The sequence below is a fragment of the Enterobacter sp. QK-SA4 genome, from assembly GCF_056856775.1.
Map to the genome: position 1 here is coordinate 553,088 of NZ_JBXFXH010000007.1, position 15,481 is coordinate 568,568.

A 15,481-nucleotide genomic window follows, 5' to 3' on the forward strand; every position below is an offset into this window, starting at 1 on the left:
AGGGCGACAGGCCCGCAGCACGGTTGAATTTATAAGAGAGCACACAATGGATAAATTTCGTGTACAGGGGCCAACGCGCCTCCAGGGCGAAGTCACAATTTCTGGCGCAAAAAACGCCGCGCTGCCAATCCTCTTTGCTGCGCTGCTGGCTGAAGAGCCGGTAGAAATTCAGAACGTACCGAAGCTGAAAGATATCGACACCACCATGAAGCTGCTCACCCAACTGGGCACGAAAGTTGAGCGTAACGGTTCCGTCTGGATCGACGCCAGCAAGGTGAACAACTTTTCAGCCCCTTACGATCTGGTGAAAACCATGCGTGCATCCATCTGGGCGCTTGGCCCGCTGGTAGCGCGTTTTGGTCAGGGTCAGGTCTCTCTGCCGGGTGGCTGCGCCATCGGTGCGCGTCCGGTTGACCTGCACATCTTTGGTCTGGAAAAACTGGGCGCCGAGATCAAGCTGGAAGAAGGTTACGTTAAAGCGTCCGTTAATGGTCGTCTGAAAGGCGCGCACATCGTCATGGACAAAGTGAGCGTGGGCGCAACTGTAACCATTATGTCTGCGGCGACGCTGGCAGAAGGTACTACCATCATCGAAAACGCCGCGCGCGAACCGGAGATTGTGGATACCGCCAACTTCCTCGTGGCGCTGGGGGCGAAGATTTCCGGTCAGGGCACCGACCGTATCACCATCGAAGGCGTTGAGCGTCTGGGCGGCGGTGTCTATCGCGTACTGCCGGACCGTATCGAAACCGGTACCTTCCTGGTCGCTGCGGCGATTTCTGGCGGGAAGATTGTTTGCCGCAACGCGCAGCCAGATACCCTGGATGCGGTGCTGGCGAAACTGCGCGATGCGGGTGCGGATATCGAAATCGGCGAAGACTGGATCAGTCTTGATATGCACGGGCAGCGTCCAAAAGCGGTCAATGTGCGTACGGCGCCGCATCCGGCGTTCCCTACGGACATGCAGGCACAGTTCACCCTGTTGAACCTGGTTGCCGAAGGCACTGGCTTCATCACAGAAACCATTTTCGAGAACCGCTTTATGCACGTACCGGAGCTGATCCGTATGGGCGCGCATGCTGAGATCGAAAGTAATACCGTGATCTGCCACGGCGTTGAGAAACTGTCAGGTGCTCAGGTGATGGCAACCGATCTGCGTGCGTCTGCAAGCCTGGTGCTGGCGGGTTGTATCGCGGAAGGTACAACCATCGTGGACCGTATCTATCACATCGATCGTGGTTATGAGCGTATCGAAGATAAACTGCGCGCGCTGGGTGCCAACATCGAGCGTGTGAAGGGCGAGTAATCGTTCCGGCAGCCCCCTGCCAGCAATGACCGGGGGGTTGCTGTTCCTGTCAAAAACGCGTTATTCCTGCGGTTCTCTTTTTACCTTTCTCTGGCGAATCATGCGCGATCTGTCGATAAATTCATGGGTAATGGGATCGTGGTAGCGCGAAGGCCAAATTACCCACGGATGCGTATCCAGCGCCGTCGCGATAATTAACTCTCCCTTGGGCCAGGGGCGGGTGAGGGCGTTTGCCAGAGTGGAAGAACTCAGTCCATGGCGGCGGGACTCTGCTGCCAGTGAAGTGCCTCTTTTGCGCAGTGCGGCAATAATATCAGCCGTGTGCCAGTCGATAAATTTCGTATCCATAACGCCGTCCTTAAGTTCGGATTCACCTACGCCGTTTCTTCTGAAACGACGCGGTTACTATACCCATTTCAACTTCTTGTTCTAAAAAGTTCGCGTTACTTGAAGGGATATTCAGAATAAGACACGGCTTTATTCATGCGGTCTCTAAACCGATGAATTTACATGAACACGGAATTTACAGGTGTGTACTGGAATCTCCCCGCTATCGCTGCGGGGAGAAACAAGGGGATTAACGGTCGCGCTGAACGGCGATGTGGGCAAGACCAATCAGTGCATCGCGCCATGGGCTGTCTGGAATGACCTGAAGCGCTTCGATGGCTTTGTCGGCTTCTTCTTCCGCACGCTGACGCGTCCATTCCAGCGATCCGCAGATAGCCATGGTTTCCAGTACAGGTTCCAGAAGATGGCGGCCATTTCCCTGCTCAATCGCTTCACGGATCATTTTCGCCTGGTCGGCTGTTCCATTGCGCATAGCATGAAGCAGCGGCAGAGTTGGTTTGCCTTCGTTCAGGTCATCGCCCACGTTTTTGCCGAGCGTCTCGCCGTCCGCACTGTAGTCCAGCAAATCATCAATCAGCTGGAATGCCGTACCCAGATAGCGGCCATAGTCCTGCAGGCCTTTTTCCTGTGCTTCGGTACAGTCAGCCAGAATGCCGGAACACTGGGCAGCCGCTTCAAAGAGGCGCGCAGTTTTGCTGTAGATGACGCGCATGTAGTTTTCTTCGGTAATGTCAGGGTCGTTGACGTTCATCAGCTGCAGCACTTCGCCTTCAGCAATGACGTTTACGGCTTCGGACATCACTTCCAGCACTTTCAGTGAGCCCAGGCTGGTCATCATCTGGAAGGCACGGGTATAGATAAAATCCCCCACCAGGACGCTGGCTGCGTTTCCGAAAGCGGCGTTTGCCGTGGCTTTGCCACGACGCATATCCGATTCATCCACAACATCGTCATGCAGAAGCGTCGCCGTGTGAATAAATTCGATGAGCGCTGCGATAGTGATGTGAGCATTTCCCTGATAGCCAACGGCTCTGGCAGCCAGAATAGCAATCATCGGACGAATGCGTTTACCGCCGCCGCTGACGATGTAATAGCCCAACTGATTGATCAGCTGAACGTCAGAGTTGAGTTGCTCCAGGATTGCTGCATTCACACCCGCCATATCTTGCGCGGTTAACTCGTTGATTTTTTCTAAATTCATCGCAAAAGCCGGGCTTTTTATCCTGTTGATCCCATCTTCAATGGGGTAACGAAGGGTTTCGGTTTATCAATAGTAGTGCTGATTGTACTGAAAAAACGGCACAGATAAACGTTACCGTACGTGTTGTGTTTTTTTTCTTCATGTATTGACGGTAGCACTTGTCAAAGGCTCGCGTTTTGCGTAATATTCGCGCCCTATTGTGAATATTTATAGCGCACTCTGATTCATACGAGGATGTGCGCGGAAGCGGAGTTTATATGTACGCGGTTTTCCAAAGTGGTGGTAAACAACACCGAGTAAGCGAAGGTCAGACCGTTCGCCTGGAAAAGCTGGACATCGCAACTGGCGAATCTGTTGAGTTCGCAGAAGTTCTGATGATCGCAAACGGTGAAGAAGTCAAAATCGGCGTTCCTTTCGTTGATGGCGGCGTTATCAAAGCTGAAGTTGTTGCACACGGTCGTGGCGAGAAAGTTAAAATCGTTAAGTTTCGTCGTCGTAAGCACTACCGTAAGCAGCAGGGCCACCGTCAGTGGTTCACTGATGTGAAAATTACTGGCATCAGCGCCTAAGACCTGAGGAGAGATTTAAATGGCACATAAAAAGGCTGGCGGCTCCACACGTAACGGTCGCGATTCAGAAGCTAAACGTCTTGGCGTTAAGCGTTTCGGTGGCGAATCCGTTCTGGCGGGTAGCATCATCGTTCGTCAACGTGGTACCAAATTCCACGCTGGCAACAACGTAGGTTGCGGTCGTGACCACACTCTGTTTGCTAAAGCAGACGGTAAAGTGAAATTTGAAGTTAAAGGCCCGAACAACCGTAAATACATCAGCATCGTTGCTGAGTAAGGTTTTCTCGGTCCGGTAACGGATTAAAGCCCCGCAACCTGTTGCGGGGCTTTTTACATTGGAAACCCGGTAATTTTTTCTGTAGGGAAAACGGGCATGAAGCAGCAGGCCGGCATTGGTATTCTTTTGGCGCTCACTACCGCAATGTGCTGGGGTGCGCTGCCAATTGCAATGAAGCAGGTTCTGGAAGTGATGGAGCCGCCTACGGTGGTCTTTTATCGCTTTCTGATGGCAAGCATCGGCCTCGGGGCCATTCTGGCTATCAAAGGTAAGCTTCCACCCTTGCGGCTTTTCCGCAAACCGCGCTGGCTGGTATTGCTGGCTATCGCGACGGGCGGTCTGTTCGGTAACTTCATCCTGTTCAGCTCTTCCCTGCAATATCTCAGCCCCACGGCGTCGCAGGTGATAGGTCAGCTTTCACCGGTGGGCATGATGGTCGCCAGCGTCTTTATCCTCAAGGAAAAGATGCGTGGTACGCAGATTATCGGGGCGAGCATGCTGCTGTGCGGTCTGGTGATGTTCTTCAACACCAGCCTGATAGAGATTTTCACCCGCCTGACGGATTACACATGGGGTGTAATTTTTGGTGTGGGGGCAGCAACGGTCTGGGTGAGCTATGGCGTCGCACAAAAGGTGTTATTGCGTCGTCTTGCCTCACAGCAGATCCTCTTTTTACTGTACACTTTGTGTACAATAGCATTGCTGCCATTAGCAAAGCCGGGTGTGATTTCCCAGCTTAGCGACTGGCAACTGGCGTGCCTCATTTTTTGTGGGCTGAACACGCTGGTCGGTTATGGCGCGCTGGCCGAAGCGATGGCGCGCTGGCAAGCAGCACAGGTGAGCGCGTTAATTACGCTTACTCCGCTGTTTACGCTGTTATTTTCAGATTTGTTATCAATGGCCTGGCCCGATGTCTTCGTCAGACCGATGCTCAACCTGTTGGGTTATCTCGGTGCGTTTGTCGTGGTTGCGGGCGCGATGTATTCCGCCATTGGTCATCGTCTTTGGGGACGTTGGCGCAAAAATGAAGCGGTTGTAGTAGTCCCCCGCTCAGGCGAATGAGTTACGGAGAGTAAAATGAAGTTTGTTGATGAAGCGACGATCCTGGTCGTGGCTGGTGATGGCGGCAATGGTTGCGTGAGCTTCCGCCGTGAAAAGTATATCCCACGTGGCGGTCCTGACGGCGGCGACGGCGGGGATGGTGGTGACGTGTGGCTGGAGGCGGATGAGAACCTCAACACGCTGATCGACTACCGTTTCGAAAAATCCTTCCGTGCTGAACGTGGCCAGAACGGCCAGAGCCGTGACTGTACCGGGAAACGCGGTAAAGACGTCACCATTAAAGTTCCGGTCGGTACGCGTGTGATTGACCAGGGAACCGGTGAAACCATGGGTGACATGACCAAACACGGTCAGCGCCTGATGGTGGCGAAAGGCGGCTGGCACGGTCTGGGTAACAGCCGTTTCAAATCCTCCGTTAACCGTACACCGCGTCAGAAAACGATGGGTACGCCGGGTGATAAGCGCGATCTGCAGCTGGAGCTGATGCTTCTGGCAGACGTGGGCATGCTGGGTATGCCAAACGCCGGTAAATCGACGTTCATTCGCGCCGTTTCTGCGGCGAAACCAAAAGTGGCGGACTATCCGTTTACCACGCTGGTACCAAGCCTGGGCGTTGTCCGTATGGATAATGAAAAGAGCTTTGTGGTTGCCGATATTCCGGGTCTGATTGAAGGCGCTGCGGAAGGCGCGGGTCTAGGTATTCGCTTCCTGAAACATCTTGAGCGTTGCCGCGTGCTGCTGCACCTTATCGATATCGATCCTATCGACGGTTCCGATCCGGTTGAAAACGCCCGCATCATCGTTGGCGAGCTGGAAAAATACAGCGAAAAGCTGGCGAATAAACCACGCTGGCTAGTCTTCAACAAGATCGACCTGATGGACAAAGCCGAAGCGGAAGCGAAAGCCAAAGCGATTGCTGAAGCGATGGGTTGGGAAGATAAATACTACCTGATCTCTGCGGCAAGCCAGGTTGGCGTGAAAGATCTGTGCTGGGATGTGATGACCTTCATCATTGAGAACCCAATTGTTCAGGCGGAAGAAGTTAAACAGCCTGAAAAAGTCGAATTCATGTGGGATGACTACCACCGTCAGCAGCTCGAAGAGCTGGAAGCGGAAGATGATGAAGACTGGGACGATGACTGGGATGAAGACGACGAAGAAGGCGTCGAGTTCATCTACAAGCACTAATATCTGTCCAAAGCCCCCATTATGGGGGCTTTTTTTATTCCAGCGTTGCAGGCAGCCAGCAGCTGGCGATTAAACCACCTTCTGTGCCATTCTCAAGCGACAGCCTGCCGTGGTGGAGCTGGACGATGCGCTGCACGATACTCAGACCCAGACCGCTGCCGCCGTAGCGCTGGTCTAGACGGCGGAACGGCTCGGTAATGGACTGTCGGTGCGCTTCATCAATCCCTGGACCCTGATCGATAACGCTGATCTGCGTCCCCCCGTCGACCCCGGTTAATGTCACTGTAATCGTTGTCCCTGTCGGGCTGTAGCGCCCCGCATTCTCCAGCAGGTTGCGCAGCATCAGGCGCAGGAGCACGGCGTCTCCCTGAACCGTGAGCGCGCTTTTAGCCGGCCAAATCACCGTATGTTCTTTGGCTTCATGCCCAAGGCCGAGAGGTTCAATGATATTTTCCGTCCAGCTCACGGTTTCGTAGTGGCCGCTGGCCATTGCCTGTCCGGCACGGGCAAGCATCAGCAGTTGCTCAACGGTATGCATGAGCTGATCGATACGGCTAATCAGCGTTGCGGCCTGAGGCGCACCGGACTGCGACATCAGCTCCAGATGGAGCCGGATACCGGCCAGCGGCGTTCTCAGCTCGTGCGCGGCGTCTGCGGTGAAGAGACGCTCCTGCTGAATGGTATTGTCCAGCCGGGCGAGGAGCTGGTTCAGGGAGGTCGTCACCGCGCCGATCTCTTCCATGTCGGAATACATAGGAAGCGGAGTTAAGTTATCCGCCGAACGGTTAGCCAGGCTGTCACGCAGTTTATTCAACGGTCGGGTTATCCAGGTGACCGCCCAGAATGAAAACAGGAGTGTGAAACCGACCATCACCAGAGAAGGGACGAGAAGGGAAGCAATCGCCTCGCGGATCTCTTTTTCTACATGATTATTACGGGCTTTTGCCGACAGCGTTTCATTCACCAGAAAACCAATCTGCTCACGGCTTTCATGCCACAGCCAGATGACGCTTATCAGCTGGAAAAATAAGAGAATGACCGCCAGCAGCACCATCAAACGCCGACGCATGCTGTTCATTTCTGGCTCTCCAGGCGATAGCCAACGCCACGAACGGTTTTGATTCTGTCCTTGCCGAGCTTGCGACGCAGGTTGTGAATGTGGACTTCAAGGGTATTTGACCCCGGATCGTCCTGCCAGGAGTAGATATCCTGCTGGAGCGTTTCTCTGTGCACCGTTTGCCCGCTGCGCATAATCAGACGCGTCAGCAAGGCGAACTCTTTTGGCGTCACCTCTACGGCCTGATCCCGGCGCAGTACCTGCTGGGTTTGCAGATTCAGCGTAATATCGCCGTCGGTCAGTAAGTTATCACTATGGCCCTGATAGCGGCGAATCAACGCTCGTACCCGAGCCTGCAGCTCCGCAAGCGCAAAAGGCTTCACCAGGTAATCATCTGCGCCTGCGTCGAGGCCGGTGATACGATCCTCAATGGCATCGCGTGCCGTCAGGATCAATACCGGGTTGGCGATACCGCGACGTCGCCACTGACTGAGCAGCGTGGCGCCGTCTTTATCTGGCAAGCCCAAATCGAGGATCACCAGGCTGTATTCCCCGCTCTGGATCAGAGAGTCCGCCTCCGCTGCGGTGCCAGCGCAGTCGAGAGCATAGCCTTCATTGGCCAGCCCCAGCGCCAGCCCTTCCTGCAATAACAGATCGTCTTCAACTATAAGTAGTTTCATCGCTAGTTATTCTGGTAGATGTCCTTATAGAGCCTGCTTTCGAAGCGAACAAGCGGAATACGACGATTGCGCTGGTCGGCCGGTTCGACGGCATAGCCGGAAAGATACTGCACGAATGCCATACGTTGTCCGCTGGCCGTAGTGATAAAGCCTGCAAGGTTGTAAACCCCCTGCAGCGAGCCTGTCTTAGCGGATACTTTGCCATCCACGCCGGCAGCGTGAAGCCCGGCGCGATACTGCAGCGAACCGTCATGCCCGGCCAGCGGCAGCATTGAAATAAAGTTTAGCTCAGTGTCATGCTGTGCAATGTACTGAAGCACCTGCATCATCGTGGCCGGCGAGATCAAATTATGACGCGATAATCCGGAGCCATCGACGGCGATGGTATTGCCCAGCTCGATCCCGGCCTGCTGGCGTAGGATCTGACGAACGGCGTCTGAACCCGCGCGCCAGGTGCCCGGCACGCCGAAACGCGCGTGGCCAATCATGCGGAACACGGTGTCGGCAATCATGTTGTCAGACTTTTTCAGCATGATTCGCAGTAAATCGTGCAGCGGCGGAGACTGTTTGCTGGCGATGACCGTGCCGGGCTGGTTGACCTGCGTCTGGCGAAGCAGCGTGCCGGTGTAGGTTATGCCCGCTTGTTTCAGTTCATCTTTCAAAATGGCACCCGCATAGCTTGCACCATCCTGTATCGCAAAGGCCAGCGGCAGCGGATCGGCGCGCTGCGTCAGGCAGCCGGTAAGCGTGAAGCGGTTAAGATCCCCTGGCACGACGTCCAGCTCACAATATTGCGCATCCGGGGAGCCTTTCGCCAGCGTGCGGACCTGGCTGAACATGGTGACCGGGTAGTAGGACGCTATGCGGATAAACGCTAAATCATCCGGCTTTGGTGCGCTGTAAAGCGAAACCGAGAAGCAGTTACGGTCAACGATTGCTGCGGCGGGCGGGGCGCTAAAACATTGTGTCATGTCGTTCCACGGCCAGCCCGGGGCTTTATCGTGGCTGGCAAAGATGGATGTGTCGATCAGCACATTGCCATCAATTTTCTGTACGCCAGATTTTTTCAGTACCGCAACCATATTGCGGATATCCTGGCGCTTAAAGGTCGGATCGCCGCCAAAACGGGCGATAAGATCGCCTTTCAGTGCGCCACCCTCGACGTTACCTTTGGTCTCGAGTGTGGTCGTAAAACGGAAATCAGGGCCGAGCTGGAGCAGGGCGGCGAGGGCGGTGATCACCTTTTGGGTACTGGCAGGCAGCGCCATCTGTTGACTGTGATAGTCAATCTCGGGAGCCTGTGCGCCAACCTTCTGCACCATCAGGGCGAGGTTCGCGCCTGCGGGGAGCTGATTAATGTACTCATCAACATTCGCGGCCTTGGCGGTGAACGTTATACTGGTAGTCAATCCGATGATAAATCTGGAAAATCGCATAATCTCGCGCTAACAACCCGAAAACAAACCGTCATACTACGGTGCATGGCACTGCAAAGTAAACGATGACCCATAGTGAACTTCGCGGTAAAATGCGTATCAAACTGAAAAATTGCTGCTGACCTGGGGCATTGCTCCCGGGTCGGTTTTCTTTTTGCTTCTTGCCCGCTTAGGGGGGCAGGAGCAGGGAACACTGCTCCCAACAGGAATGTTTAAGAGGTATAACAAATGCAAGCTATTCCGATGACCTTACGTGGTGCCGAAAAACTGCGCGAAGAGCTGGATTTTCTGAAATCCGTGCGTCGCCCTGAAATCATCGCCGCTATCGCGGATGCGCGCGAGCATGGCGACCTGAAAGAGAACGCTGAATACCACGCCGCGCGTGAGCAGCAGGGCTTCTGTGAAGGGCGTATTAAAGATATCGAAGCAAAACTGTCCAATGCACAGGTTATTGATATCACCAAAATGCCTAACAACGGGCGTGTGATCTTTGGTTCTACCGTTACCGTGCTGAACCTGGACAACGACGAAGAGCAGACCTATCGCATCGTGGGTGATGATGAAGCTGACTTCAAACAGAACCTGATTTCAGTGAACTCTCCGATTGCTCGCGGCCTGATTGGCAAAGAGCAGGATGATGTTGTCACCATCCGCACCCCTGGCGGTGAAGTGGAATACGAAATTATCAAGGTTGAATACCTGTAATTCGCTTCTCTATTAAGATGTTGATACATTGTAAAGAAAAGAAAAAGGCCGCATAGCGGCCTTTTATCAACTCAAGGAGCATGGCATTTTGCTCGCCTGCTGACAGAAATCCCTCGTTTCACACAGAAAATGTGTTTGATTCAGGATATCCTTAGCGTGGCAGCGAGATTTTACGCTCTTTAGATGGGCGGTAGAGCACCAGCGTTTTACCGATGACCTGTACATTACAGGCGCCGGTTTCGCGCACGATGGCTTCCACGATCAGGTTTTTAGTGTCTCTGTCTTCAGAGGCGATTTTCACCTTGATCAGCTCGTGGTGTTCCAGCGCTTGTTCAATCTCGGCAAGCACCCCTTCGGTCAAACCATTGTTGCCAAGCATCACTACAGGCTTGAGCGGATGTGCCAGACCTTTAAGGTGCTGTTTTTGTTTAGTACTCAGATTCATCGTATATTTTTGCTTACGTTGGGATTGAAAACGGTTCATTCTACCGCCATCTCCCTTATATCGCCAAATAGCTGCGTAGAAATTTACGTCACAGGCAGGTAACGATGAACCAGGACGGAAATGTTAAATGACAGGTAAAAAGCGTTCTGCCAGCTCCAGCCGCTGGCTTCAGGAACACTTTAGCGATAAATATGTTCAACAGGCACAGAAAAAGGGGTTACGTTCCCGTGCCTGGTTTAAACTTGATGAAATACAGCAAAGTGACAAACTTTTTAAGCCGGGGATGACGGTTGTTGACCTCGGTGCGGCACCTGGCGGATGGTCCCAGTATGCGGTTACGCAGATCGGCGGAACGGGCCGAATCATCGCGTGCGATCTTTTACCAATGGATCCCATCGTCGGTGTCGACTTCCTTCAGGGCGACTTTCGTGATGAATTAGTGCTGAAAGCGTTACTTGATCGTGTAGGTGACAGTAAGGTCCAGGTTGTCATGTCAGATATGGCACCAAATATGTGCGGAACACCGGCGGTGGATATCCCCCGCGCCATGTATCTGGTGGAGCTAGCGTTAGAAATGTGTCGTGATGTACTAGCGCCTGGTGGTAGTTTTGTTGTGAAGGTGTTTCAGGGCGAAGGTTTCGAGGAGTATCTTAAGGAAATTCGCTCCCTGTTTGCGAAGGTTAAAGTTCGTAAGCCGGACTCTTCCCGGGCCCGCTCCCGAGAAGTGTATATTGTAGCGACCGGGCGAAAATGATAACCGGTAGATTTCAGGCGAAAGTTTGAATGAAACTGGATATAGAGTATCCTGACGCTGTTTTTAACACAGTTGTAATATGAGGTTAATCCCTTGAGTGACATGGCGAAAAACCTAATACTCTGGCTGGTCATTGCCGTTGTGCTGATGTCAGTATTCCAGAGCTTTGGGCCCAGCGAGTCGAATGGCCGCAAGGTGGATTATTCTACCTTCCTGCAGGAGGTCAATCAGGACCAGGTTCGCGAAGCGCGTATCAACGGACGTGAGATCAACGTTACCAAGAAAGATAGTAACCGTTACACGACTTACATCCCGGTGAACGATCCTAAGCTGCTTGATAACCTTCTGACCAAAAACGTCAAGGTAGTTGGCGAGCCGCCAGAAGAACCAAGCCTGCTGGCTTCTATCTTCATTTCCTGGTTCCCGATGCTGCTTCTTATCGGCGTCTGGATCTTCTTTATGCGCCAGATGCAGGGCGGCGGTGGCAAAGGTGCCATGTCGTTCGGTAAGAGCAAGGCGCGTATGCTGACGGAAGACCAGATCAAGACCACGTTCGCTGACGTCGCCGGGTGTGACGAAGCGAAAGAAGAGGTTGGTGAACTGGTTGAATACCTGCGTGAACCGAGCCGTTTCCAGAAGCTGGGCGGTAAGATCCCGAAAGGCGTGCTGATGGTTGGCCCTCCGGGTACCGGTAAAACCCTGCTGGCGAAAGCCATTGCGGGTGAAGCGAAGGTGCCGTTCTTTACTATTTCAGGTTCTGACTTCGTTGAAATGTTCGTGGGTGTCGGTGCATCTCGTGTGCGTGACATGTTCGAGCAGGCCAAGAAGGCAGCGCCGTGCATTATCTTCATCGATGAAATCGACGCCGTAGGCCGCCAGCGTGGCGCAGGTCTGGGCGGTGGTCACGATGAACGTGAACAGACGCTGAACCAGATGCTGGTTGAGATGGACGGCTTCGAAGGTAACGAAGGTATCATCGTTATCGCGGCGACTAACCGTCCGGACGTACTTGACCCTGCGCTGCTGCGTCCAGGCCGTTTCGACCGTCAGGTTGTAGTGGGTCTGCCGGACGTTCGCGGTCGTGAACAGATTCTGAAAGTTCACATGCGTCGCGTACCGCTGGCGCCAGATATCGATGCGGCAATCATTGCGCGCGGTACCCCGGGCTTCTCCGGTGCGGATCTGGCTAACCTGGTCAACGAAGCTGCACTGTTTGCCGCTCGCGGTAACAAGCGCGTGGTGTCCATGGTTGAGTTCGAGAAAGCGAAAGACAAAATCATGATGGGTGCGGAACGTCGCTCCATGGTGATGACGGAAGCGCAGAAAGAGTCCACGGCATACCACGAAGCGGGTCACGCGATTATCGGTCGCCTCGTGCCGGAACACGATCCGGTGCATAAAGTGACGATTATTCCGCGCGGTCGTGCGCTGGGTGTGACTTTCTTCCTGCCTGAAGGCGACGCGATCAGCGCCAGCCGTCAGAAGCTGGAAAGCCAGATTTCGACCCTGTACGGCGGTCGTCTGGCAGAAGAGATTATCTACGGTGTGGAACATGTTTCTACCGGTGCGTCCAACGACATTAAAGTTGCGACAAACCTGGCGCGTAACATGGTGACGCAGTGGGGCTTCTCCGACAAACTCGGTCCGCTGCTGTATGCAGAGGAAGAGGGGGAAGTATTCCTGGGCCGTTCTGTGGCTAAAGCGAAACATATGTCCGATGAGACGGCTCGTATCATCGATCAGGAAGTAAAATCTCTGGTAGAGCGTAACTACGCACGTGCACGCCAGATCCTGACCGACAATATGGACATCCTGCATTCGATGAAAGATGCGCTCATGAAATATGAGACCATCGATGCACCGCAGATTGACGACCTGATGGCGCGCCGCGAAGTACGTCCGCCGGCAGGCTGGGAAGACCCAGGCGCTTCCAATAATTCTGACAATAATGGCACCCCGCGTGCGCCGCGTCCGGTTGATGAACCGCGTACGCCAAATCCGGGCAACACCATGTCAGAACAGTTGGGCGATAAGTAAGCCACTGCTGTTGAAGCGTTTGTCTGTAACTCAAACCCTGGAGCTTGCTCCGGGGTTTTTCATTTCTGTTTAACGATATAGATACCAGGGATTTCGCCATGAAATTATTCGCTCAGGACTCGCATCTCGATCTTTCACATCCCCATGTGATGGGGATCCTGAATGTTACCCCTGACTCTTTCTCAGACGGCGGCACGCATAACACGCTTATCGAGGCGGTTAAGCACGCGAATTTAATGATTAATGCGGGCGCCACCATTATTGACGTGGGCGGCGAATCGACGCGTCCTGGTGCGGCGGACGTGTCTGTGGAAGAAGAGCTGGCGCGCGTGGTGCCGGTGGTTGAAGCTATCGCGCAGCGGTTTGAAGTATGGATCTCCGTTGATACCTCTAAACCCGAAGTGATTCGTGAAGTGGCGAGAGTGGGCGCTCACATTATCAATGATATTCGTTCACTCACCGAGCCTGGCGCACTGGAAGCCGCGGCAGAGACCGGGTTACCGGTATGCCTGATGCATATGCAGGGTCAGCCGAAAACCATGCAGGAAGCACCGAAGTATGATGATGTCTTTGCCGACGTGAATCGCTTCTTTATTGAACATATTGCGCGCTGCGAACGTGCAGGTATCCCAAAAGAGAAATTGTTGCTCGACCCGGGGTTCGGTTTCGGTAAAAATCTCTCCCACAATTATGCGTTGCTCGCGCGCTTATCGGAATTCCATCACTTTGACCTGCCGCTGCTGGTGGGGATGTCGAGAAAGTCGATGATTGGGCAGTTGCTGAACGTGGGGCCGAGCGAACGCCTGAGCGGCAGCCTGGCCTGCGCGGTGATTGCGGCGATGCAGGGCGCGCACATTATTCGTGTCCATGACGTTAAAGAAACAGTAGAAGCCATGCGTGTGGTGGAAGCCACACTGGCAGCGAAGGAAAACAAACGCTATGAGTAATCGTAAGTATTTTGGTACCGATGGTATCCGTGGGCGTGTAGGCGATGCTCCCATCACCCCTGATTTTGTCCTGAAGCTCGGCTGGGCTGCTGGCAAAGTGCTGGCGCGTCATGGTTCCCGTAAGATCATTATCGGTAAAGACACCCGTATTTCCGGCTATATGCTGGAATCAGCGCTGGAAGCGGGTCTGGCGGCGGCTGGACTGTCCGCGTCCTTTACGGGCCCAATGCCAACGCCTGCAGTCGCGTATCTGACGCGTACCTTCCGTGCGGAAGCGGGGATTGTTATCTCAGCTTCTCACAACCCGTTCTACGACAACGGCATTAAATTCTTCTCCATTGACGGCACCAAGCTCCCGGATGACGTGGAAGAAGCCATTGAAGCCGAAATGGAAAAAGAGATCACCTGCGTTGATTCCGCAGAGCTGGGTAAAGCGAACCGTATCGTTGATGCGGCGGGCCGTTATATCGAATTCTGTAAAGGCACCTTCCCGAATGAGCTGAGCCTGGCTCACCTCAAAATTGTGGTGGACTGTGCAAACGGCGCAACCTATCACATCGCCCCGAATGTCTTCCGCGAACTGGGTGCGAAAGTCATCACCATTGGCTGCGAGCCGGATGGTCTGAACATTAACGAGCAGGTGGGGGCAACTGACGTTCGTGCCCTGCAGGCGCGTGTTCTGGCAGAGAAAGCCGACCTGGGCATTGCGCTGGACGGCGACGGTGACCGCGTGATCATGGTCGACCACGAAGGTAACAAGGTCGACGGCGATCAGATCCTCTACATCATTGCCCGTGAGGGCCTGCGTCAGGGCCAGCTGCGCGGCGGTGCGGTGGGCACGCTGATGAGTAACATGGGCCTGGAACTGGCGCTGAAACAGCTCGGTATTCCGTTTGTCCGCGCGAAAGTGGGTGACCGCTATGTGCTGGAAAAATTGCAGGAGAAGGGCTGGCGCATCGGTGCAGAAAACTCGGGTCACGTGATCCTGCTCGATAAAACCACCACCGGTGACGGTATCGTGGCCGCGCTGCAGGTGGTTGCCGCGATGGCGCGCAACCATATGAGCCTGCACGATCTGTGCAGCGGGATGAAAATGTTCCCACAGATCCTGGTTAACGTACGCTTCACTGCCGGTAAAGGCGATCCGCTGGAAAACGAGAAAGTCAAAGCGGTGATGGCTGACGTTGAAGCGGCCCTGGGCAATCGTGGGCGTGTGCTGCTGCGTAAGTCCGGTACTGAACCGCTGATCCGCGTGATGGTGGAAGGTGAAGACGAAGCGCAGGTAACCGAATTTGCACACCGTATTGCGGATGCTGTGAAAGCTGCATAATTGTGCAAGCTAAATGTATAAAAAGGCGGCTTTTGTCGCCTTTGTTTTAAGCAATTAATGGCTTTTTGCTGTTTTTTTCCGCAGTTGATACAATGCGTCAAAAATGCCCTTGCGAAGGTCATTCGCTTTGGTTAGTATT

16 protein-coding genes are annotated in these 15,481 nt (G+C 53.9%); 10 read left to right on the forward strand and 6 right to left on the reverse strand.

Annotated elements, in window-relative coordinates; translation table 11 throughout:
- Window positions 1-46 precede the first annotated feature (46 nt).
- Window positions 47-1,306 carry a UDP-N-acetylglucosamine 1-carboxyvinyltransferase gene (gene murA / locus AC1VYI_RS04200; RefSeq protein ID WP_023309349.1) on the forward strand — a complete coding sequence of 420 codons (1,260 nt, stop codon included), beginning with the start codon at window positions 47-49 and terminating at the stop codon, window positions 1,304-1,306.
- 60 nt (window positions 1,307-1,366) lie between these two features.
- On the opposite strand, the gene sfsB is transcribed toward murA, so the two are convergent.
- A complete protein-coding gene (gene sfsB, locus AC1VYI_RS04205; protein ID WP_023309348.1) occupies window positions 1,367-1,654 on the reverse strand; it encodes a DNA-binding transcriptional regulator SfsB in 288 nt (95 codons plus the stop codon).
- Window positions 1,655-1,883: 229 nt separating this feature from the next.
- Window positions 1,884-2,855 carry an octaprenyl diphosphate synthase gene (gene ispB, locus AC1VYI_RS04210; RefSeq protein ID WP_045355402.1) on the reverse strand — a complete coding sequence of 324 codons (972 nt, stop codon included), beginning with the start codon at window positions 2,853-2,855 and terminating at the stop codon, window positions 1,884-1,886.
- 257 nt (window positions 2,856-3,112) lie between these two features.
- Here ispB and rplU point away from each other — a divergent pair, with 257 nt between their 5' ends.
- From rplU to cgtA, 4 genes are all read left to right on the forward strand, one after another.
- Window positions 3,113-3,424, forward strand: coding sequence for a 50S ribosomal protein L21 (gene rplU / locus AC1VYI_RS04215; RefSeq protein ID WP_003025032.1), 312 nt, complete (start codon window positions 3,113-3,115; stop codon window positions 3,422-3,424).
- Window positions 3,425-3,443: 19 nt separating this feature from the next.
- Window positions 3,444-3,701, forward strand: coding sequence for a 50S ribosomal protein L27 (gene rpmA / locus AC1VYI_RS04220; RefSeq protein WP_004385076.1), 258 nt, complete (start codon window positions 3,444-3,446; stop codon window positions 3,699-3,701).
- A gap of 96 nt (window positions 3,702-3,797) precedes the next feature.
- Window positions 3,798-4,763 (forward strand): DMT family transporter, encoded by a 966-nt coding sequence (locus AC1VYI_RS04225; RefSeq protein WP_023309346.1) that lies wholly within the window; start codon window positions 3,798-3,800, stop codon window positions 4,761-4,763.
- Window positions 4,764-4,778: 15 nt separating this feature from the next.
- Complete coding sequence (cgtA, locus tag AC1VYI_RS04230) at window positions 4,779-5,951, forward strand: Obg family GTPase CgtA (protein WP_134867104.1); 1,173 nt, start codon at window positions 4,779-4,781, stop codon at window positions 5,949-5,951.
- Between the two features lie 34 nt (window positions 5,952-5,985).
- Here the strand turns inward: cgtA and pmrB are convergent, their stop codons facing one another.
- The 3 genes from pmrB to dacB are packed head-to-tail and all read right to left on the reverse strand — an operon-like array spanning window position 5,986 to window position 9,124.
- Window positions 5,986-7,029: a two-component system sensor histidine kinase PmrB gene (gene pmrB, locus AC1VYI_RS04235; RefSeq protein ID WP_134867105.1), complete on the reverse strand. Its 1,044-nt coding sequence runs from the start codon at window positions 7,027-7,029 to the stop codon at window positions 5,986-5,988.
- On the reverse strand, window positions 7,026-7,688 hold the full coding sequence (gene pmrA, locus AC1VYI_RS04240; RefSeq protein ID WP_134867106.1) for a two-component system response regulator PmrA: 663 nt from the start codon (window positions 7,686-7,688) through the stop codon (window positions 7,026-7,028). The genes pmrB and pmrA overlap by 4 nt, the downstream gene beginning before the upstream one ends.
- Window positions 7,689-7,690: 2 nt before the next feature.
- Window positions 7,691-9,124, reverse strand: coding sequence for a serine-type D-Ala-D-Ala carboxypeptidase (dacB, locus tag AC1VYI_RS04245; RefSeq protein WP_134867107.1), 1,434 nt, complete (start codon window positions 9,122-9,124; stop codon window positions 7,691-7,693).
- A gap of 228 nt (window positions 9,125-9,352) precedes the next feature.
- On the opposite strand from dacB, the gene greA reads away from it, so the two are divergent.
- Window positions 9,353-9,829, forward strand: a complete 477-nt coding sequence (gene greA / locus AC1VYI_RS04250; RefSeq protein ID WP_014171793.1) for a transcription elongation factor GreA — start codon at window positions 9,353-9,355, stop codon at window positions 9,827-9,829.
- Window positions 9,830-9,980: 151 nt separating this feature from the next.
- Here the strand turns inward: greA and yhbY are convergent, their stop codons facing one another.
- Complete coding sequence (gene yhbY / locus AC1VYI_RS04255) at window positions 9,981-10,274, reverse strand: ribosome assembly RNA-binding protein YhbY (protein WP_003861814.1); 294 nt, start codon at window positions 10,272-10,274, stop codon at window positions 9,981-9,983.
- A 127-nt stretch (window positions 10,275-10,401) separates the two neighbouring features.
- On the opposite strand from yhbY, the gene rlmE reads away from it, so the two are divergent.
- The 4 genes from rlmE to glmM all read left to right on the forward strand — a co-directional run bounded on the left by rlmE (window position 10,402) and on the right by glmM (window position 15,342).
- Window positions 10,402-11,028: a 23S rRNA (uridine(2552)-2'-O)-methyltransferase RlmE gene (rlmE, locus tag AC1VYI_RS04260; protein WP_003861812.1), complete on the forward strand. Its 627-nt coding sequence runs from the start codon at window positions 10,402-10,404 to the stop codon at window positions 11,026-11,028.
- Window positions 11,029-11,130: 102 nt separating this feature from the next.
- Window positions 11,131-13,065 carry an ATP-dependent zinc metalloprotease FtsH gene (gene ftsH, locus AC1VYI_RS04265; RefSeq protein ID WP_029739626.1) on the forward strand — a complete coding sequence of 645 codons (1,935 nt, stop codon included), beginning with the start codon at window positions 11,131-11,133 and terminating at the stop codon, window positions 13,063-13,065.
- Window positions 13,066-13,163: 98 nt separating this feature from the next.
- A complete protein-coding gene (gene folP, locus AC1VYI_RS04270; RefSeq protein ID WP_023309340.1) occupies window positions 13,164-14,012 on the forward strand; it encodes a dihydropteroate synthase in 849 nt (282 codons plus the stop codon).
- On the forward strand, window positions 14,005-15,342 hold the full coding sequence (gene glmM, locus AC1VYI_RS04275; protein ID WP_134867108.1) for a phosphoglucosamine mutase: 1,338 nt from the start codon (window positions 14,005-14,007) through the stop codon (window positions 15,340-15,342). Before folP ends, glmM begins: the two co-directional genes overlap by 8 nt.
- Window positions 15,343-15,481: the final 139 nt, after the last annotated feature.